Source organism: Bradyrhizobium zhanjiangense, assembly GCF_004114935.1.
GTDB classification, from domain to species: domain Bacteria; phylum Pseudomonadota; class Alphaproteobacteria; order Rhizobiales; family Xanthobacteraceae; genus Bradyrhizobium; species Bradyrhizobium zhanjiangense.
The window spans coordinates 7,741,742-7,761,104 of sequence record NZ_CP022221.1 but is presented as its reverse complement, the minus strand read 5'-3'; the positions used below and the strand labels follow the sequence as shown (position 1 = coordinate 7,761,104).

General features: G+C 65.2%; 16 protein-coding genes. 7 read left to right on the top strand and 9 right to left on the bottom strand.

All coding sequences use genetic code 11. The features are described 5' to 3' along the window. Positions 1 to 119: 119 nt before the first annotated feature. Positions 120 to 770, bottom strand: a complete 651-nt coding sequence (locus tag XH85_RS37065) for a helix-turn-helix domain-containing protein (RefSeq protein ID WP_164939329.1) — start codon at positions 768 to 770, stop codon at positions 120 to 122. Between the two features lie 19 nt (positions 771 to 789). Continuing rightward, on the bottom strand, positions 790 to 927 hold the full coding sequence (locus tag XH85_RS45590; protein ID WP_164939330.1) for a hypothetical protein: 138 nt from the start codon (positions 925 to 927) through the stop codon (positions 790 to 792). A gap of 24 nt (positions 928 to 951) precedes the next feature. Here XH85_RS45590 and XH85_RS37060 point away from each other — a divergent pair, with 24 nt between their 5' ends. Genes XH85_RS37060 through XH85_RS37045 form a run of 4 tightly spaced genes read left to right on the top strand, consistent with a single transcriptional unit; the run spans position 952 to position 4,425 of the window. Then, positions 952 to 1,710 carry an ABC transporter substrate-binding protein gene (locus XH85_RS37060; protein ID WP_128935875.1) on the top strand — a complete coding sequence of 253 codons (759 nt, stop codon included), beginning with the start codon at positions 952 to 954 and terminating at the stop codon, positions 1,708 to 1,710. A gap of 34 nt (positions 1,711 to 1,744) precedes the next feature. Continuing rightward, a complete protein-coding gene (locus XH85_RS37055; RefSeq protein WP_128935874.1) occupies positions 1,745 to 2,398 on the top strand; it encodes an amino acid ABC transporter permease in 654 nt (217 codons plus the stop codon). Then, on the top strand, positions 2,395 to 3,126 hold the full coding sequence (locus tag XH85_RS37050) for an amino acid ABC transporter ATP-binding protein (RefSeq protein WP_128935873.1): 732 nt from the start codon (positions 2,395 to 2,397) through the stop codon (positions 3,124 to 3,126). Before XH85_RS37055 ends, XH85_RS37050 begins: the two co-directional genes overlap by 4 nt. 12 nt (positions 3,127 to 3,138) lie before the next feature. Next, complete coding sequence (locus tag XH85_RS37045; RefSeq protein WP_128935872.1) at positions 3,139 to 4,425, top strand: NAD(P)/FAD-dependent oxidoreductase; 1,287 nt, start codon at positions 3,139 to 3,141, stop codon at positions 4,423 to 4,425. A gap of 40 nt (positions 4,426 to 4,465) precedes the next feature. On the opposite strand, the gene XH85_RS45585 is transcribed toward XH85_RS37045, so the two are convergent. From XH85_RS45585 to XH85_RS37030, 4 genes are all read right to left on the bottom strand, one after another. Continuing rightward, positions 4,466 to 4,693, bottom strand: coding sequence for a hypothetical protein (locus XH85_RS45585; RefSeq protein WP_164939331.1), 228 nt, complete (start codon positions 4,691 to 4,693; stop codon positions 4,466 to 4,468). Between the two features lie 155 nt (positions 4,694 to 4,848). Next, complete coding sequence (locus XH85_RS37035; protein ID WP_128937559.1) at positions 4,849 to 6,438, bottom strand: gamma-glutamyltransferase; 1,590 nt, start codon at positions 6,436 to 6,438, stop codon at positions 4,849 to 4,851. Positions 6,439 to 6,718: 280 nt separating this feature from the next. Further along, positions 6,719 to 6,895: a hypothetical protein gene (locus XH85_RS45580; protein WP_164934414.1), complete on the bottom strand. Its 177-nt coding sequence runs from the start codon at positions 6,893 to 6,895 to the stop codon at positions 6,719 to 6,721. Positions 6,896 to 6,904: 9 nt separating this feature from the next. Beyond that, positions 6,905 to 7,138 carry a DUF6894 family protein gene (locus XH85_RS37030; RefSeq protein ID WP_091884042.1) on the bottom strand — a complete coding sequence of 78 codons (234 nt, stop codon included), beginning with the start codon at positions 7,136 to 7,138 and terminating at the stop codon, positions 6,905 to 6,907. A 207-nt stretch (positions 7,139 to 7,345) separates the two neighbouring features. On the opposite strand from XH85_RS37030, the gene XH85_RS37025 reads away from it, so the two are divergent. The 3 genes from XH85_RS37025 to XH85_RS37015 all read left to right on the top strand — a co-directional run bounded on the left by XH85_RS37025 (position 7,346) and on the right by XH85_RS37015 (position 11,473). Then, positions 7,346 to 9,421: a PQQ-dependent sugar dehydrogenase gene (locus XH85_RS37025; RefSeq protein ID WP_128935870.1), complete on the top strand. Its 2,076-nt coding sequence runs from the start codon at positions 7,346 to 7,348 to the stop codon at positions 9,419 to 9,421. Continuing rightward, positions 9,378 to 10,316, top strand: coding sequence for an SMP-30/gluconolactonase/LRE family protein (locus tag XH85_RS37020; protein ID WP_128935869.1), 939 nt, complete (start codon positions 9,378 to 9,380; stop codon positions 10,314 to 10,316). Before XH85_RS37025 ends, XH85_RS37020 begins: the two co-directional genes overlap by 44 nt. 131 nt (positions 10,317 to 10,447) lie before the next feature. Further along, positions 10,448 to 11,473 carry a histone deacetylase family protein gene (locus tag XH85_RS37015; RefSeq protein WP_128935868.1) on the top strand — a complete coding sequence of 342 codons (1,026 nt, stop codon included), beginning with the start codon at positions 10,448 to 10,450 and terminating at the stop codon, positions 11,471 to 11,473. 103 nt (positions 11,474 to 11,576) lie between these two features. Here the strand turns inward: XH85_RS37015 and XH85_RS37010 are convergent, their stop codons facing one another. From XH85_RS37010 to XH85_RS37005, 3 genes are all read right to left on the bottom strand, one after another. Next, positions 11,577 to 12,308, bottom strand: a complete 732-nt coding sequence (locus tag XH85_RS37010) for a 4'-phosphopantetheinyl transferase family protein (RefSeq protein WP_128935867.1) — start codon at positions 12,306 to 12,308, stop codon at positions 11,577 to 11,579. A gap of 202 nt (positions 12,309 to 12,510) precedes the next feature. Beyond that, positions 12,511 to 12,684: a hypothetical protein gene (locus tag XH85_RS45575; RefSeq protein ID WP_164934413.1), complete on the bottom strand. Its 174-nt coding sequence runs from the start codon at positions 12,682 to 12,684 to the stop codon at positions 12,511 to 12,513. A gap of 132 nt (positions 12,685 to 12,816) precedes the next feature. Further along, positions 12,817 to 19,275 (bottom strand): non-ribosomal peptide synthetase, encoded by a 6,459-nt coding sequence (locus XH85_RS37005; protein WP_128935866.1) that lies wholly within the window; start codon positions 19,273 to 19,275, stop codon positions 12,817 to 12,819. Positions 19,276 to 19,363: the final 88 nt, after the last annotated feature.

Genomic DNA, 19,363 nt, shown 5'->3' with positions numbered 1-19,363 from the left:
ACGGCCCGGCTGCATCTGGGCCGTGCATCCTTCGAGGCTCCCGGCGCGATGCTATTGCATCGCGCCACTCGCGCCTCAGGATGACGGAGCTGAGAATGTGCGCGTGGAAGGAGGGAAGCTTACGCCCCCGTCACGCAATTCACCCACAGCACCACCGTCTTGGCATCCTGCGCCGGATTGGAAAACCGGTGCGGCCGCCGGCTCGCAAACCTAAAACTGTCACCGCTCTTCAGCGACCATGTTTCGCTGTCCACCGTCAGCATCATCTCGCCTTCGAGCACGAGGCCGGCCTCTTCGCCGTCATGGGTGTAGAGTTCGTCGCCGGTGGAGCCGCCGGGCTCCAGATGCACCAGGAACAGATTGAGCTTGTTGTCGGCGCTCGCCGGGCTCAGCAATTGCTTTGATACGCCGGTGCGCCAGAGCTTCAGCTCGGGGCGCTCAAGCCCACGGGTCACGACCTGGTCGGATCCGCCGTCAGCGCTCGGGCTCGCGCCGAACAGCGCGGCGATGCCGACGCCGAACACGTCGGCCAGCGTCGCCAGCACACGCAGCGAGGGTGATGACAGGCCGCGCTCGATCTGGCTGAGGAACCCGATCGACAGAGAGGTACGCGCCGCGACCGTTTCCAGCGAAAACTGCCTGACGCGCCGGAGATCCCTGATGCGGCGGCCGACCGCGACGTCCATCGCGGGCTCTGCGGGTTTGGTGACAGCCTTGGTCCTGGCTTTGGCCTTCAGCTTCTTCGCCGGCCTCGCGGCCGGTTTGCGCATTCTTTTGCCACCGCTCACGTCAGATCGCTTCCTTCATGTGCATGAAAACCGCTTGCGCGATCGGCGAAAGTGTGACCAAATTTTCATATTGGTGAAAATAGGCCGAAACGGTCTGGCCCGCAACGTCTGATCCCATGACACGCGCCAGCGCCGCCATCGGCCAGACCCAAAGGGGGATGCGATGAAGCGTTTTGGTCTGGCCGCGATCGCGGCACTCGCAATTGCAGCCGTGGTGCCGGCTTCGGCGCAACAGGTGCTGAAAGTCGGCTCGACACCGACGGGCATTCCCTTCACCTTCCTCGACACCAAGACCAACGCCATCCAGGGCATCATGGTCGATCTCGTCACCGAGATCGGCAAGGACGCCGGCTTCAACGTGCAGATCGAGCCGATGCAGTTCTCGGCGCTGATCCCGTCGCTGACCTCGAGCAAGATCGACATCATCGCCGCCGCGATGTTCATCACGCCGCCGCGGAAGGAAGTCGTCGACTTCTCCGACCCGATCTACACTTACGGCGAAGGCCTCGTCGTGCCGAAGAGCGACACCAAGGCCTATGCCACGCAGGACGACCTGAAGGGCGAGACGGTCGGTGCCCAGGTCGGCACCGCCTTCGTCGATGCGCTGAAGAAGTCCGGCCTGTTCGCCGAGGTCAAGGCCTACGACACCATCCCCGACATATTGCGCGACGTGAACACCGGCCGCCTCAAGGCTGGCTACGCCGACTATCCGATCCTCGCCTACAATCTGAAGCAGGGCGGCTTCCCCGAGGTGCGCCTCGTCGACGGCTACAAGCCCGTCACTGTCGGCTCGGTCGGCATCGGCGTTCGCAAGGGCGAGACCGCGCTGCTCGGCAAGATCAATGCCTCGCTGGCGAAGCTCAAGGCCAATGGCACCATCGCCAAGATCCTCGATAAATGGGGCCTGAAGGCACAAGGCTGAGCATTAGAGGAGGCTGATCGATGAAGGCTGCCCGATGAAAGGCTTCTGGCGCGACGCCGTCGAGTTCTTCCCGATCCTGTCGAACGGCGTCGCGCTGACGATCATCGTCACGGTCGGCTCGCTGCTGCTCTCGACGGTGCTCGGCCTCGTCTGGGCGATGATGCGGGTCTCCGGCATCAAGGTGCTGTCGATGCTCAGCGCCAGCCTGATCAACGTGATCCGGGGCATCCCGATCATCGTGTTGTTGTTCTATCTCTATTTCGTGATGCCCGATCTCGGCGTCACGCTGTCGGCGTTGCAGGCCGCGATCCTCGGTCTCGGCATCGCCTATTCGGCCTATCAGGCGGAAAATTTCCGTGCCGGCATCGAGGCGATCGACAAGGGCCAGATCGAGGCGGCGCAGACGATCGGCATGGGCTGGTGGCTCACCATGCGCCGCGTGGTGCTGCCGCAGGCCGTTCGCATCGTGCTGCCTCCTTACGGCAACGTCATGATCATGATGCTGAAGGATTCGTCGCAGGCCTCCACCATCACGGTCGCCGAGCTCGCGCTGCAAGGCAAATTGATCGCGTCCTCGACCTTCAAGAACACCAGCGTGTTCACCCTTGTTGCGCTGATGTACCTCACCATGAGCATCCCGCTGATCCTGCTGGTCCGTCACTTCGAGAAGCGGGCCGGCAAGCGATGATCGAGCTGAACGACGTCCACAAGAGCTTTGGCAAGGTCGAGGTGCTCAAGGGCATCAATGCGTCGGTGCAAAAAGGCGAGGTGGTTTGCATCATCGGCCCGTCCGGCTCGGGCAAGTCCACAATCCTGCGCTGCATCAACGGGCTGGAGAGCTACGACCGCGGCGAGATCAGTGTCGAAGGTCTGAAGGTCGATCGCGATGCACCGTCGATCGTGGCGATCCGCACCCAGGTCTCGATGGTGTTCCAGCGCTTCAACCTGTTCCCGCATCGCACGGCGCTCGAGAACGTGGTCGAGGGACCGCTCTATGTGAAGAAGGAGCCGCGTGCGCAGGCGCTGGAGCGCGGCCGCGCGCTGCTCGCCCAGGTCGGGCTCGCCGAGAAAGCCGACGCGCATCCGCCGCAACTCTCGGGCGGCCAGCAGCAGCGCGTCGCCATCGCGCGTGCGCTCGCGATGCAGCCCAAGGCCATCCTGTTCGACGAGCCGACCTCGGCGCTCGATCCCGAGCTCGTCGGCGACGTCCTCGGCGTCATGCGCAAGCTTGCCGATGATGGTATGACCATGGTCGTCGTCACCCACGAGATGGGCTTTGCCCGCGACGTCGCCGATCGCGTGCTGTTCATCGACGGCGGCGTCATCGTCGAGCAGGGGCCGGCCAAGGCGCTGCTCAACCAACCCCAGCATCCGCGCACCCAGGACTTTCTGCGCCGTGTGCTGCATCCGCTCTGATCGGTCTTTGCCATGACCACGCGCCTGCCTCTGCCGCCCTCGCTCTACGCCGACACCGCCGTCGCGCCGGTCGCCACGCCGCCGCTCGACGTCGACAAGACCGTCTCCGTCGCGATCGTCGGCGGCGGCTACACCGGCCTGTCCACGGCGTTGCACCTGGCCGAGCAGGGCGTCGAGGCGCTGGTGCTGGAGGCGCAGGAGCCCGGCTGGGGCGCGTCCGGCAACAATGGTGGCCACACCAATCCCGGACTGAAGCACGATCCCGATCAGATCGAGGCCGATTTCGGCGCAGATCTCGGCCGCCGCATGATCGAGTTCTCCTACGGCAGCACCAACTTCACCCACGAACTGATCCGCCGTTACCAGATTCCCTGCGAGGCGCGGCAGAACGGCACGCTGCGCGCGGCCTATAACGAGGCTAGCGGCGCCGCGATCGAAAACACCGCGCAGCAATGCATCCGCCGCGGCATGCCGGTGTCATTCTTGAATCGCGAGCAGGTGCGCGAGATGACCGGCACCGACCGCTATATTGGCGCCATGCTGGACACGCGTGGTGGCGATCTGCATCCCCTCAGCTACGCCCGTGGCCTCGCGCGCGCCGCGATCTCCGCCGGTGCGAAGGTTTTTGGCGAGACGCCGGCGCTGTCGCTGCGCCGCGAGGGCACACGTTGGCGCATCGAGACGCCGCGCGCGATCGTGCATGCCGAAAAAGTCCTGCTCGCCACCAATGGCTTCACCGACGATCTCTGGCCCGCACTTCGCCGCACCATCGTTCCGGTGTTTTCCTCGATCGCCGCCACCGCGCCGCTCTCGGACGCTATCGCGCGCGCGATCATGCCGACGCGTCCCGTGCTCTACGAGAGCGGCCACATCACGGTCTATTACCGCATCGATCAGCAGAACCGCCTGTTGATGGGCGGCCGCGGCCCGATGCGCTGGATCAAGTCGCCCAACGACGTCGCCTACCTCATGCGTTACGCCGAGCGGCTATGGCCGCAGCTCAAGGGCATCGCCTGGACGCATGGCTGGAACAGCCGGCTCGCGATCACCGGGGATCATTATCCGCATGTGCATGAGCCCGCGGAGAACATGCTGATCTCGCTCGGCTGCAACGGCCGCGGCGTTGCGCTCTCCACCGCGATGGGGGCGCAGCTGGCGCGCCGGCTGATCGGCGGGCCGAAGGTGGAGATCGATATGCCGATCATGGGCATCAAGCCGATGCCGATGCACGCGTTCTGGCCGATCGGGGTGACTACAGCGGTGATCGCGGGTCGGGTGAGAGATCGGTTAGGGATATAGAAAGGGCGCTGCCGAGGCAGCGCCTTGCTCGATCCAATGTTCAGCAGCGGCCCTGTTTCCACAGGCCGGGCGGACAGCCCATGCCGCGCCAGCCAACCTTGCGCCCGTGGTACCATCCCGGCGGCGTGCCATGGTAATGATAGCCCATCGCGTGGCCACGACCGTAGCCGTGCCCATGTCCATGCCCACCCTTGGCCAGCGCAGGGCCGGCAAATGTGAGGCCGGCCGCAACCATCAGCGACGCGGCGAGCGCAAGTTTCTTCATCATGTCCTCCACTGGGGCGAGCGCACTTGTCCGTTCACTGAACGAACGGCGGGTGGGTAAGTTCCCTGCGAATGTGGGGGAGTCATGACGCTCGCGGAGATTCGCAATCGCGCGACGGCTCAACGAGCGCTGGCACAAGCTCGCATCGATCCGTGCGCTCAGCCTTCCACCACCGCTTCGGCCCACGGTTGGAAAATCTCGACCGCGCCCGAATTCGTGTCGCCCTGGCGCATCACCACGCTCGGGCAGGCGAACTTCATCGGCAGTGCCTGCACCTGCGTCTCCTCATAGTCGAACCGCGCCGCCAGCGTCTTGCGCGCGTCCGCGGGCAGGCGGGCATCGCCGATCACGACCGCGCCTTCGCTGGCGTCGATGCGCGGCTGGTGGATGGCGGCATCGAGGTCCATGCCGAAATCCATCGCAAAGGACACGAGCTGCATCACCGCCGGCAGGATACGGCGGCCGCCGGAGGCGCCGACCGCGAGGCGCCTGCCGTCCTTCGTCTCGGCGATGACGGGCGTGTAGTTGGTGAGACAACGCTTGCCAGGGGCGAGCGAGTTGGTGGTAGCAGGCGTCGGATCGAACCACATGATGCCGTTGTTCATGGGGATGCCGGAGTGCGGCGTCACGTATTTCGAGCCGAAGGTGGAGAGCAGCGTCTGGGTCACCGCGGCCATGTTGCCGTGACGGTCGACCACAGAGAAATGCGTGGTGCAGGCCGGCGCCAGATATTCCGCCCCGAGCGAGCGCTTGCCGTCGGCATCGCCCATGTCGCCCAGCCGCTGGCGGTAGGCCGATTGCAAAGCGAGCGCGTATTCAGCGTAGGCGGCCGCATCCGGCGCGGTGCCCGGCTTCAGGTTCTGCTGCAACAGGCGTAGCGCATGCGCCATCGTCGGCCCTGCCGTCAGCTCCGGCGTCGCAAACACCTTGCCGCCGCGATAGGGGATCGCGAGCGGCTCGCGCAGGTGGCTGCGGAACGCGGCGAGATCCTCCACCGACAGCGAACCGCCATCGGCCTTGATGTCGGAAGCGATGCTCTTGGCGAGATCGCCCTCATAGAAATCGCGGGGGCCGGCCGCGGCGAGATGGGCCAGCGTCGCCTTCAGCTTGTCCTGCGGCAGCCGCGTCTCGGCCTTGATGCCCCAGGGCGCATTCGGCGGCAGGCCATCCTTCAGGAATATCTCCGCGCTGGCGGGATAGCGCCTGAGGTCGGCGGCCGTGCTCGCGATCATCAGCGTCGTCCACCAATCGACCAGCAGGCCTTCGTCCGCGATTGTCGCGGCGGGCACGACCAGATCTTTCCAAGTCATCCTGGCGTGGCGGCGATGCGCTTCCTCCATGCCGGCGACGACGCCGGGCACCGCGATCGAGCCAGGCCCGTGAATGTTGCGATCATCCTTCACCCGCGGCCAGGGGAACAGGTCGGAGGCCGCGCCTTCGCCCGTGATCGGATAATCGGTTACGCGCAGGCTCTGCGGCGCGCACATGCCGTAGTCGATCACCTCGTAGCGATTGTCCTTGGCGCGGTAGAGCACCATCGCGCCGCCGCCGCCCATGCCGCTCATCCAGGGCTCCAGCACGTTCAGCGCAAACGTCGTCGCGACGATGGCGTCGACGCAGTCACCGCCCGCCGCCAGCACCTCTGCGCCAACCTCGGCGGCCCGGCGCGATTGCGCGGCGACGATGCCGCTCTTGGTTCTGACTGCGGGTTTGCGGATCTGTTGAGCGCGGCTGAACTGGTGAGGCATGATGTCGTCTTGATGTTTGTCGTGGCTTTGCTGCGTTGACGTCGAGGCTCCGCAATTGGCGAAGCCCGCGGACAATGGCACATTGCCGCCAACGAGAACATCGAAAGCGGGCACGACATGGCTGGTGTGAAACAGGCGCGGGATGGGAGGATACTGGTTCGTCGCGACCAGGCTAGTCCCCGGCATCCATATCTTCCGCGGGTGCTCCAAAAACGTGGATGGCCGGGACAGGCCCGGCCATGACGACGCAGATCAATGGGAAAGCGACGAGCCGGAGCGCTCAGAGTGGGCGGGTCAGCCGGCTCGCCTGATATTTGGCGCGCCATTTCGGGCCAGGGCCGCGCATGTAATGAAGCTCGGGGCGGTAAGGATCGCCTGCGACCCTCATCAAGGTCTGCCATTTGGTGGCGACGAAGCTCAGGGGGTGGCGGAGCAGGGTCAAGGGAGCGAGCAGCATGGCATCACCTCAATGCGGCTTGCCGAGCATGGCCGTGAAGGGGAGATCGAAAATCTCCTCGCCATCGTCGTCGCTGACATGGATCACCCAGTCGCGCCAATCCTCGTTGCTCGGCGTCAAGATCATCGACCGCATGATCTGGGCGGCGCGGTCGCGGGCCTCGGTGAGATTGGAGACGGCGGCGCCGTAGCGATCGATCAGTGTGCCCTCGGTATTGGAGCAGTGAAAATAGACCTGGACCATATACGCCTCCTGTAGGGAGCGATTGGGATGGCAAACTGATACCACCCGAGGCATTCGCGAAACATTCGGGTCGAACCCGGTAAGGGAATTTACGGAGATTGGTCGCCTCCGAGGTCGTTACAGGTTTAATCACAGGCGGGTGATGATCAGCTGGACCGCGCTTCGGCGGCATGGAACAACCTCCGACGAAAGTCGGGGGAGGCGGCAGTGAAACATCTGACAATCTGCGTGGAGCGCCGGAGCCTGCGCGTGTGTGCAGCCGCCTTCGTCGCGCTCCTGCTTGGTCTTGCCCCCGGGGCATCGTCCGAGTTCGCCAGGAGAGGCGGCTATGCGATCGGCACGGACAACTGCGGCAGCGGCGATCTCGCTTTTCCCAGGATCCAGATCGACATGAAGGCAGGCTTTTGCGCCGGCCTCGTCGCCAGCGAGGACGACCGCCTGAAATTCCCGCGCGCGATCATCCAAGTGCCGGGCCGTGACCTGTTCGTGGTGGCCGACATGGGCGGCTGGGGCCATACCGACGGACGGCTGCTGCTGCTCGACCCGCGCGCGCCCCAAGGCCAGCGGTTGAGGGAATTGCTGACCGGCGTCGAGTATCCGTTCGGCCTGGTGATCGGCCCCGACAGGAAGCTCTATGCCTCGACCGCAGAGACGATCTTCCGGTTCGATCCGCTTGCGGACAATCCGCGCGGCACGGTCGAGACCATCATCCGTCGCATGCCCGGCCGACGGATCAGTCTGCCCGACGGCACCAGGCTCGACGAAAGCGCGCATCCGCTCAAGCAGTTTGTCTTTGACAGGAGCGGGCGGCTGTTCGTCAATATCGGCTCACATAGCGACGACTGCATCACGCCGGCACCGATCACGAAGCCTTGCGCGGCCGCCGAGGGCGCGTCCGCGATGGCATCGATCTGGCTGTACACGCCGCCTGCGGGTGGCGTCTTCCCGGCGCTGCAGCCGAACGATCCCGATCCGCCGCACACCGTCTATGCGCGGGGCTTGCGCAACTCGATGGCGCTGGCGCTGCATCCGAACTTTCCCGATACCGGCTACGCCTTCCTGCAAGGCGAGAACGGCCGCGACCTGCCAGACATCTTCAAGCCAAACGAGGAGATCAACGCGATCGAGCAAGGCAGGCATTATGGCTGGCCCTATTGTTACGATGTGTCGACGCCGAGCCCGGAATTCAGGGGCGTCCTGCAGTCCGGGGTCTACAAATCGCTCTGCACCGCGAATGCGCTTTACAAGCCGCCGCTCTCGCTGATGCCGCCGCACGGTGCGCCGCTCGCGATGCTCTATTATCACGGCACAAAATTCCCGGAGCTGGAGGGCAAGCTGCTGGTCAGTCTGCACGGCTATCGCCCGACCGGCAGCCGCGTCCTCATCTATGACGTCGACGACCACGGCTTCCCAAAGCCTGTCCCGGCGCCGGTGCACTATCACGTCAGTTGCGCCGCGGACCCGACCCTCAGCTTCCTGACCGATGCCGGCGAAGTCGCCGCCGCGCCGTTCGAGGAGCTGATTTCAGGCTGGCACCGCGTCAACGGCGCGCGGCCGCACGGCGCCCCGGTCGGCATGACGGTGGCGGAAGACGGCGCGATCTGGCTGGTCGAGGACAAGAACAAGACCGTGATCCGCATCGATCGCGCCACAGGCGACGCGCCGGCGCCGCTACCCTGCGACATCCGCAGCCAGGCGATGATCGACCAGCTCGCGGCATTCGTGGTGAGAGACGCACAGAACAGCGTCCGGCTCACGACGCTGCGCAAGGGCCTCGTCGAGAAGCATTGCGTCGGATGCCACTCGGATTTCGGCCTGAAGCCGGGACAATCGGATGCGGACAAGGACGGAGCCGTGCTCCGTTTCATGCTGTCACAGGACGGCTGGATCTATCCGGGCGATCCCGACGCCGGCAAGCTGCGCACGCGGCTGCGCGGTCTCGGTGCGGAGAAGCTGATGCCGCCGGGCGGCGAGGGCCTGCCGAAGAGCGAGCCGGGTTACACGCGGCTGCTCGACATCGCGGACCTGCTCGTTGCGAAAATGGTTCCGGGCACGCGGATGCGGATCAAGCCCGGTCCGCCGCAGCGCAAGTTCTTTGGCAAGACCAACAAGGAATGCGGCGAAATACCGGCCGCCAAGGTCGTGGTCGTGACACAAAGGAGCGCTGTAGACAAACCCGGCTTCAGCCGATTCTTCCGGCCGGCCGATCCCTATCTGAACGGCGAGTGCACCGACGACGATGGCTATTACATCCGGCAGGAATTTCTGGTGCCTGTGCAGTAGCATTTTGCTCGTCGCGACGCTGCCGGCCGCTGCCGAGACCAAGCTGTTTGAAAGCGCGCAGGTGACGCCGACGGGCGAATACACCTTCGGCATCGAGGGGCCTGCCGCCGACCTCGACGGCAACCTCTTCGTGGTCAATCTCGGCAAGCAAGGCACCATCGGCAGGCTGCCAGCCGGCGGGGCAGCGTCGGAGCCGTTCACGATGCTGCCCGAAGGCAGCGTCGGCAATGCCATCCGTTTCGATCGGAACGGCACCATGTTCATTGCCGACTACAAGAAGCACAACGTCTTCACGATTCCGAAGGGAGCGACAGAGCCGTCCCTCTGGTTTCACTCCGACGAGATGAACCAGCCCAACGACATCACGATCGCGCGCGACGGCACGATCTATGCGAGCGATCCGAACTGGAAGGGCCGCGAGGGGCACATCTGGCGCATCGCGAAGGCAGCGGACGGATCGGTGCAGGGCCAGGTCATGGCGGCGCCGCGCGCGATGGGCACTACCAACGGCATCGATCTCAGTCCTGACGGCAAGACGCTCTATGTCGGCGAATCCAGCAGCGGCCAGATCTGGTCCTATGGCATCCGGGGCAACGACCTCCTCGACGCCAAGCTCGTCAAGTCGTTCCAGCCCGACACCATCGACGGCCTGCGCACCGATGTCACCGGTCGGCTGTATGTGGCGCGCATTCTCAAGGGCACGATCGCGTTGATGAAGCCCAACGGCGCGGTCGAGCGCGAGATCGCGCTGAGGGCCAAGGAGCCGACCAATCTCGCCTTCGGCGGTGGCGACGGCAAGACCGTCTTCGTCACGCAGCGCCAGGGCGGCTTCATCGAGGCCTTCCGGACCGACCAGCAGGGCCGCGAGCACTGTCTTCAGCGCGGGCGTTGCTGAGCATCACGTGCGATCTGCCTTCAGCGCAGGGCAACGCGACAGGGGCGGCATTCTTCTTGCTTGCATCTGGCCGCCGCGGAGATCAAGACTCTGCGGCACATCAAAGAGCATGCGACCCACGGAGTGTTTGAGTGAAAGCCGTTCATACCGAACTTCATCGCAGCCATGATCCGCAATTCTTCCTGGTTCGCGGTGTCGTCAAGCGCACCACCGAACAGCCCGAGCGCGCCGACCGTCTGCTCAAGGGATTGAAGGATGGCAAGCATCAACTGGTCGAGCCGACGAAATTCGGGCAGGGCCCCCGCGCGCGCATCCACAGCCCGGAATATCTGTCGTTCCTGAGCGAAGCCTGGGATGCCTGGACGGCGCTCGGCGATTCCGGCCCGGAGATGATCGGCAACATCCATCCGGTGCGCCACGCCGCGACCTATCCCACCCACATCGTCGGCAAGCTCGGCTGGCACACCGCCGACACCGCCGCGCCGATCGGGCCAGGCACGTGGGCGGCCACCTGTGCCGCGACCGACGTCGCAGTCACGGCGGCGCAGATGGTGATGGACGGCGAGGATGCGACCTATGCGCTCTGCCGTCCGCCGGGCCATCACGCCTATCGCGACATGGCGGGCGGCTTCTGCTTCCTCAACAACAGCGCGATCGCGGCGGCTCATCTGCGGCAGAAGCACGAGCGAGTCGTGATCCTCGACGTCGACGTCCATCACGGCAACGGCACGCAGGGCATCTTCTATGCGCGACCGGACGTCTACACGATCTCGATCCATGCCGATCCGATTGCGTATTATCCGTTCGTGTGGGGCTATGCTCATGAGCGTGGCGAGGGCCCCGGCCTCGGCACCAATCTCAACATTCCCTTGGCCATCGGCACCGGCGATGACGGCTACATCCAGGCGCTGGACGTCGCGCGCAAGGCGATCGAGTCCTTTGCGCCTGGCGCCCTCGTCATCGCGCTCGGTCTCGATGCCTCCGAGCACGACCCGCTGAAGGGACTGGCCGTCACCACGCCGGGCTTCCGCCGCATCGGCCAGGCCATCGCGAAAATGGGCCTGCCAACCGTATTCGTGCAGGAGGGCGGCTACCTCTCGGATATTTTGGGCGCGAACCTGACCTCGGTGCTGGCAGGGTTCGAAGAGGCGCGGTGATCTCCGCCTCTTGCCGCCCTTGCCAGAAGCCTTGGCGAAGGCGGATGCGGGTAGAGGCCGGAAAACGCGTCATTGCATCGACAGACGCGCAGCCGCGAGGTCGTCATTCAGCCGCTTCCTGGAGCGGCCAGGCATTGCGGCTGATGGGAAGGCCGCCGTCCGCACGGGAGCCGTCGGCGATCGCGAGGCGATGTGAGGGCGATGGCGAGCACAGCGAGAAGCGCCATCCATGCGGATCGTCGGCGATATCGGGCTTGAAGCTGATCTCGATGCCCGCGCGTGACACCTGCATTGCGAATGCATCGAGCGGCAGATTGAGCCCAAAACCCCTGGCCTTCAGGTAGGCTTCCTTGAGCGTCCAATAGTCGAAGAAGCGCTCGATCGCGTCGGGCTCGGGCAGTCCGCGCAAGACTTCGACTTCCTCCGGGGCAAAGAAGCGAAGCGCGGTGGATAACGGCGCGACGCGCCGGGATACGGTTTCGACGTCGACGCCGACGGCCTCATGCCGCGACACGACGCAGGCGACGCAGCCGTCGGCATGTGACAGGCTGAAATGCAGCGCGGTCGAGGTCTTGGGCGCTGCGACAAACGGCCGCCCATAGCGGCCGGCCGCAAAGGACCAGTCGGAGGGCGCAACGTTGGAGGCGACCTGCGACAGCGCCATGCGCAGCATGGCGTGCGCGAAAATATATTGCCGGCGATGCCGCTCGAACATGAAACGGTCGGCGCGGATCCGCTCGTCGGCCGAAAGCAGGCGTCGGCACGCATCGATCGCACCTGGCGTGTCGATGGTCTCGATCAGTCCGACAAACAGTTCAATTCCGTCGTCTGCCATCAATGAGGCCTTTGGCGTCAGGCGGGAGGGAATCCCCCGGCGCGGGACGCAAGAATCAATTGAGCAGACCGCTTCTAGCGGTCCACTCGGGCGAATCCTTGTCGATTGCTGGCCGGTTTACAGACGCAAGCTTGTGCGAGACCCCAACTCGACAGGCGAGCGGTCGATTTTTAAACAATCGCGCGGCGTCCCCGGCCGACGCTTACTTTTTCTTCTTCCTGGATTTCTTCTTGGCCCCGCGCAGAGCCTTAAGGCTGTCGTCGACATCCTTCAGCGCGACCTTGAGCTTGTCTTTCTCGAAGTTGAGCAGCTCTCGCAGTGCCTTGCGGTCCTCCTCGCTGAGCGAGGTCTTCTTCGTAAATTTGATGAAACCCATAACATTTCCCCGGTTGAAAATAATCGTGCAAATCAAAGCCCGCGAACAATCTTGCGCGGTGGCGCCAAATAATCAAGATGCAACTGGATCATTCACAGCTTCGACGAGCCGGCGTTTTCCTCCGGCTTGAAATCAGGCTGCTCTGCGGTCGAGCAATTTGCCGAGAGGCACGCTGGGCTCCGCGATCGCCGCCGCCAGCAACGCGACGAGATCCTCCATCCAGGCGCCGACCATGCGGCCGTCTAACAGCTCCCGCTTGTAATTGCATGAACCAGTGATTCCGGTCGGGCGTTCCTTGAGCATCAGTGACAGCCAGGTCTGGTCGATCGGCAGCACCGGCTGGCCCTCGCGAGCGATGTTGCCGATCGATTCTGTCGCGAGATCAGGCAGATCGAGCGGCTGGCGCAGTGGATTTTGCAAGGTGAAGTAGACCTGGAGCAGCGAGGCCGGATCTACCCCTTCCTGCTCGAGATGGTCGGCCAGGATGTTGAACGGCAGCTCCTGCCGGGCATGCGCGTCCAGCACGCTCTGGCGCACCCGCGCCAAGGCTTGCACGAACGACAGCTCCGGCGTGATTTTGGTGCGGACGATCACCGTGTTCTCGAACGGGCCGACGATTCGGTCAGTGTCCGGCTGGGCGCGATTGGCCATGGCGGTGGCGACCGAGATGTCGGTGCGGCTCGTCCGCGACAGCAGCAGCGCCTTGAGGCCGGTGAGAAGGCACATGAACAGCGTAGCGTTATGCCGGCCGGCGAACGCCGTGAGCCGGCCGATCAGCTCACGCTCGAGGCTCACCGGATGATGCCCGGTGGATGCACCCGGTCTTGATTCGCCATCGAAGAGCGGGGCCGCGCCACGCAAATTCTCCGTCCAGTCGGCGGCCTGGCGGCGGGCGGCGTCGGTGCCGCACCACCAGCGCTGCCAGCGCGCGACGTCCGAAAAGGCTGGCACTCGTTTCGGCAGCGGCACCGACGGATATCCGGCCAGCGCCGAATAGCGATTCGACAATTCCTCGAACAGCACGCCGATCGACCAGCCGTCGACGATGGCGTGATGCAGCGTCAGCAGCAGCACGTGATCGTTGTCGTGGAGTCGCAACAACCGGGCGCGCAACAGCGGCGCGCGCGTGGTGTCGATCGGAGTATAGGTTTCCTGCTCGATCAGGAGATCGATCTTCCTGAGCTCCAGGGCCCTGCGTCGCTTGTTGTTGTGGGGAAGACCATCACCGATGACCTCATTGGTCAGGACGCGGCCGAGGGTGCCGGGCGCGACGATGTGGCTGACGGGCCCCTCGCCGTTCCAGCTGAACGTGGTTCGAAGCGCTTCGTGCCGGCGGACGATATCATCGATCGCCTGCGCCAGAGCGTCCCGATCGAGTGGGCCGTTGAGGCGGAAGGCGAATGGCAGGTTGAACAGCGGCAGCCCCGGCAGGTTCTGCTCGATCCGCAGCATCTGATCCTGCGCGATCGAGAGCGTCGGAGGACTGCGGTCGGCCAGCCTCGTTTCAGTTTGCCTTATCCCGCTTGCGGCAGGCTTGCGCGGCTTCGCCGCTACGGCCGCGTCGACCTGCCGGGCCAGCTCTTCGATCGTCGGGGCCTCGAAGATGGTCTTGATCGGCAGCGACACGCCGAGCGCACGTGCGACGCGCGCCATCACCTGTCCCGCGAGCAGCGAATGGCCGCCGAGATCGAAGAAATTGTCGGTCACACTGATGCTCTCGACCTTCAATAGGTCGATCCAGATGTCGGAGAGCGCCTTTTCGGTGAAGCGCCGCGGCGGTACGGCCGCATCCGGTCCGGACACGTCCTGCTGCGCCGGCGCCAGCAGCGCAGACCGGTCGAGCTTGCCGTGGGCATTGAGCGGCACCTGATCGAGGAACAGGAATGCGGACGGTATGGCATGGCCCGGCAGCCGGCCCTTCAGGAATTCGCGCAGCTCGCTGGCGCTGCTCGTGCTGCCGGGCCTTGCGACGATATGAGCGACCAGCCTGATATCGCCGCTCGCCTCGCGACGCGGCTCGACGATGCCGGCGTGCACACTCGGATGCTCGGCAAGTACGTTCTCGATCTCCTTGAGCTCGATCCGGTAGCCACGGATCTTGACCTGATGGTCGGCGCGGCCGAGGCATTCGATCGTGCCATCAGCGCGGCGGCGGGCGAGGTCGCCGGTCCGGTAAAGCCGCGCGCCCGCCCGGCGCGTGAACGGATCGGGCATGAAACGCTGCCGGCTCTGGGCGGGATCGTTGATGTAGCCACGGCCGACGCCGGCGCCGCCGATGCAGAGCTCGCCGGTCACGCCGACCGGCTGCGGCTGGAGGTTTGCATCGAGCACGTAGAGCTGGGTGTTCGGCAGCGGCGCGCCGACCGGAACGTTGCCGGTCGCGATTGCCGGCGCCTTGGTCAGGCGATGCAGGGAGACGTCGTCAGAACATTCCGACGCGCCATAGGCGTTGATCAGCGGCACTTTCGGGCAGCGGGCGAACCAGGCGTGGCAGAGATCGACGGGCAGCGGCTCTCCGGTCGAGATCAGCAGCCGCAACTTGGAAAAGGCGCGTTGGACCTGCGCCTCGTTCATCCGTTCGACGACGACCCGCAACAGCGAGGGAACGATCTCGAGCACCGTGACGCCTTCGCGCTCGATCTCCTGCGCCAGCAGGATCGGGTCCCGCACGGTCGCGTTGCCGCAGATATGCACGCGGGCGCCGACCATGGGACCGGCGAGGAACTGCCAGACTGAAATGACGAAACTCTGTGGCGCGGTCTGCGCGATCACGTCCCTGGCCGTGAGCCCGAGCTCGGAGATGAGCGAGGCCAGATGGTTCGACAGGCCGCGCTGCTCGATCATGACGCCCTTCGGCGTGCCGGAGGACCCGGAGGTATAGACGAGATAAGCGAGGCTCGCGGCGGCGCGCGGTGCGGCGCGGGCCGGCTTGGTCGCCTCTAACGCGATCACGTCTTCGACCTCGGCCACATGGATGCGCTCGACCAGCGGATCGAGCAGCGTCTCGACCATGGCGGACTGGGCCCGCCCGGTCAGCAGCACGCGGGCGCAGCTCGATCCGAGGATGGTCGCGAGCCGTGCCGTCGGCTGGTCGGGATCGAGATTGAGGAAGGCCGCGCCCACGCGCTGCACCGCGATCATCGCGGCGAGCAGGTCGGGCCCGCGCTCCGCCAGCAAGGCGACCACGCTCTCGGCACCAACGCCTTCGCGGGCCAGCCAGCGCGCGACCGCCTGACTGCGGCGCCCAAGCTCGCGATAGCTCAGGGACGTGCGGCCGTCCGACACCGCAATAGCGTTCGGTGTCGTCCTGACCTGACGATCGAAGCGTTCGCTCAAATTGCCGCGCACGGTGAAATTGGCCGGCACGCCCCGGCTTTTCGCCAGCAATTGGCGGCGTTCGGCTTCGGTCAGCAGCGGCAGGCGCGAGATGCGCTGCTCCGGATTGGCGATGGCCGCCTTGAGCAGGGTCTTGAACTGGGCGGCCATGCCGTCGATCGTCGCCGCGTCGAACAGATCGGTGGCGTATTCGAAGAAGCCAGTGAAACGGCCGTCGGCCTCGACGAGTTCGAGCGTGATGTCGAAGCGCGCCACCTTGGGATCGACTTCCAGCCGCCGCGTCGAGAGGCCCGGGAAGCGCGCCGCCTCGATCGAGGCGTTCTGGAGGATGAACATGATCCGGAACAGCGGATTGCCGTCGCTGCGGCGCGCGACCTGGAGCGCGCGCAACACCTCCTCGATCGGAAGATCCTGGTTGCGGTAGGCGTCCAACGTGACCTGTCGCACCCGCCGCAACATCTCGCCGAAGCTCGGATCGCCGCTGAAATCGTTACGCAGGATCAGAGTGTTGGCGAACAGCCCGATCAGGCGCTCGCTTTCGATCTGGTTGCGATTGGCGATCAGCGATCCCGTCGCGACATCCTCATGCGAGGTGTGGCGGAACAGCAGGCATTGGAACGCGGCGAGCAGCGTCATGAACGGCGTGACGCCCTGGTTCTGGCTCAGCGTGCGCAGATCGGCCGACAGAGTCTTTGAGAATTCGAGGTAGTGACGGGCGCCGTGGCCGCTCCAGATCTCCGGCCTCGGCCGGTCGGTTCGCAGTGGCAGCATGGTGACGCCGTCGAGCTGCGTTCGCCAATAGTCGAGCTGTTCCTTTGCCGCCGGCGTCTGCGCCCAGCTCTGCTGCCACAGCGCAAAGTCGCGATATTGGAAGGCGGGTGGCGGCAGCGCGGCGGCGCTCCTCTTGTGCGCGGCCGCATAATGGGCGGCAAGCTCTTCCCAGAACAGCCGTTGCGACCAGCCGTCGGTGACGAGGTGATGGACGTTGACCACCAGCGCGTGGCTCGTCTTGTCGAATGACAGCAGCGTCACCTTGAGCGGCGGTTCGTGCGAAAGATCGAACGGATGTTGCGCGAGCTTGAGCGCCTCGCGCCGGATCACTGCGGTCCGCTTGTCCGCAGGGCACGGCTTGAGCTTGATCCGCTCGAACTGCAGTGGCGATTGCAGCACAAGCTGCGCCGGCTCGCCCTGCCGTTCGATGAAAACCGAGCGCAGCGCCTCGTGGCGCACGCAGATCGCCGCGAGGCCCGCAGAAAGCGCCGCGACGTCGACCGGGCCCTTGAGAAGCGCGACTTCGGCGACATTGTAATTGTAGTTGGTCGGATCGAGCCGCGAGAGCAAATACATCCGCTGCTGCTGGAACGACAGCGGCGCGTTCGCGTCTATGGCCTTGCGCCATGCCGGCGGCGCCGCCTCGCGGTGGCTTGCGGCGGTCTCGAGCCGGGCCGCAAGAGCTGTGACCGTGGCGCAGTCGAAAATGTCCTCGAAGGAGAAATCGACGTTGAAGCGTTCGCGCAGGCGCGAGCGCATCTGCGTCACCGCGAGCGAATCCGCGCCGAGCGCGAAGACGTCCTGATCGGCGCCGACCTGCGGCAGCTCCAGTAGACCGGCCCAGATCGCGGCGAGCTGGGTCTCCAGCGCGTTGCGCGGCAGCCGGGCCTCGTCGCCGCCCTCTACTGTTGCGATCAGATCGGCCAGCGCATTGCGCTTGACCTTGCCGCTGGCGCCTTTCGGCAGCGCGGTGACGCTGCGGATCAGGCTCGGCACCTTGTAGGCCGCGAGCCGCTTTCGCGCGAACTGGCGCAACTGCTCCGAGCTCGCCTCGGAATTCGGTCGCAGCACCACGACGGCCGCAACGTTCTCACCGAGCTTCTCGTGCGGGACGGCGAACACGCCCGCCTCCAGCACCGCCGGATGGCTGAGCAGGACCTCTTCCACCTCCAGCGGCGAGATCTTCTGCCCGCCGCGGTTGATGACGTCCTTGATGCGGCCAACGATGAAGAGGTAGCCGTCGGCGTCGAGATAGCCGAGATCTCCGGTCCGGAACCAGCCGTTGCGGAACGCGGCCTCTGTCGCCGCCGCGTCATTATAGTAGCCGCGGCTCATGTTGGGGCCGCGCAGCATGATCTCGCCATGCGTGCCGCTCGCGACAGCGCGGCCCGTCTCGTCCATAATCGCGATCTCCGGGCCCGCGGCGCGGCCGACCGATCCGACCTTGCGTAGCTCGAACGGGTTGGCCGCGATCTGCGAGGCCGCCTCGGTCATGCCGTAGGTCTCGAGCACGGGAACGCCGAACGTCGCCTCCAGCCCTTCGAGGATCGCCAGCGCCAGCGAGGCGGAGGCCGAACGGATCACGCGCAAGGACGACGGCCGGACGCGGTCCGGATCAGCTTCCGCCGCCGTCAGCAGCGCGCGATGAATGGTCGGCACCGCCGTGTACCAGGTTGGCTGCAGCTCCCGCATCCAACTGAAGAAGGACGAGGCGTCGAAACCGTCGGTGCAGATCACGCTGGAGCCTGCGGTCAGCGCTGTCAGCAGGCCGGAAATCAGACCATGGGCGTGAAACAGCGGCAGGACGTTGAGCAGACGATCGTGCGACGTGAGCGACAGCACGCGGCCCGCATTGTGGGCGGATAGGCACACATTGCGATGCGTCAGCGGCACCATTTTCGGCCGCGCCGCCGTACCTGACGTCAGCAGGATGAATGCATCGTCGTCGCCGCGCGAGGTGCCGCTGGCATTTGCCGGCCCGATCGTCGGCCCGATGAACTTGCAGCCGGCGAGATCGTTCACCGGCCCTGGCACGAAATCGATCACCGCGATGTCGAGCGCCTTGGCGACGTCGCGGCTCGCCGAGTTCATGTCGGCTCGAGTCACGAGAGCCGTCAGCTTCAGTTCGCTGAAATAGCGCTGCAGCTCGTCCGCGGTCAGATCGGGATTGATGGGGACGCAGGCACCGCTCGAGGCGACCGCGATCAATGCCAGTGCGCTGTCGGCGCCGCGCGGCAGCGCGACGGCGATGCGGTCTGCGGGACCGATGCCGAGCCCACGTAAGGTACGGACAAGTTGCTGGATCAATTCGCCCAGTGCGCCGTAGCTGAGGGCCGGCCGGCCCGGGGCGAGGAGGCCGGGTGCCGCCGGCATCTTCCGCGCATGGAAGTCGAGGACGCCGCCGATATGGGCAAAGGACCTGGTTTCGGCGCCTATGCCTTCCGATTCCCGTTTCGCTCCGGATGCAATGTCCGACAACGCCATTCCCTTTTGATCTGATTGAGCTATTCTTTCCAGGAGTTAGGGAACGCGTCCAGTCTGAGGTGAAGTTCGGGCCCCAAAATCTGTGGTT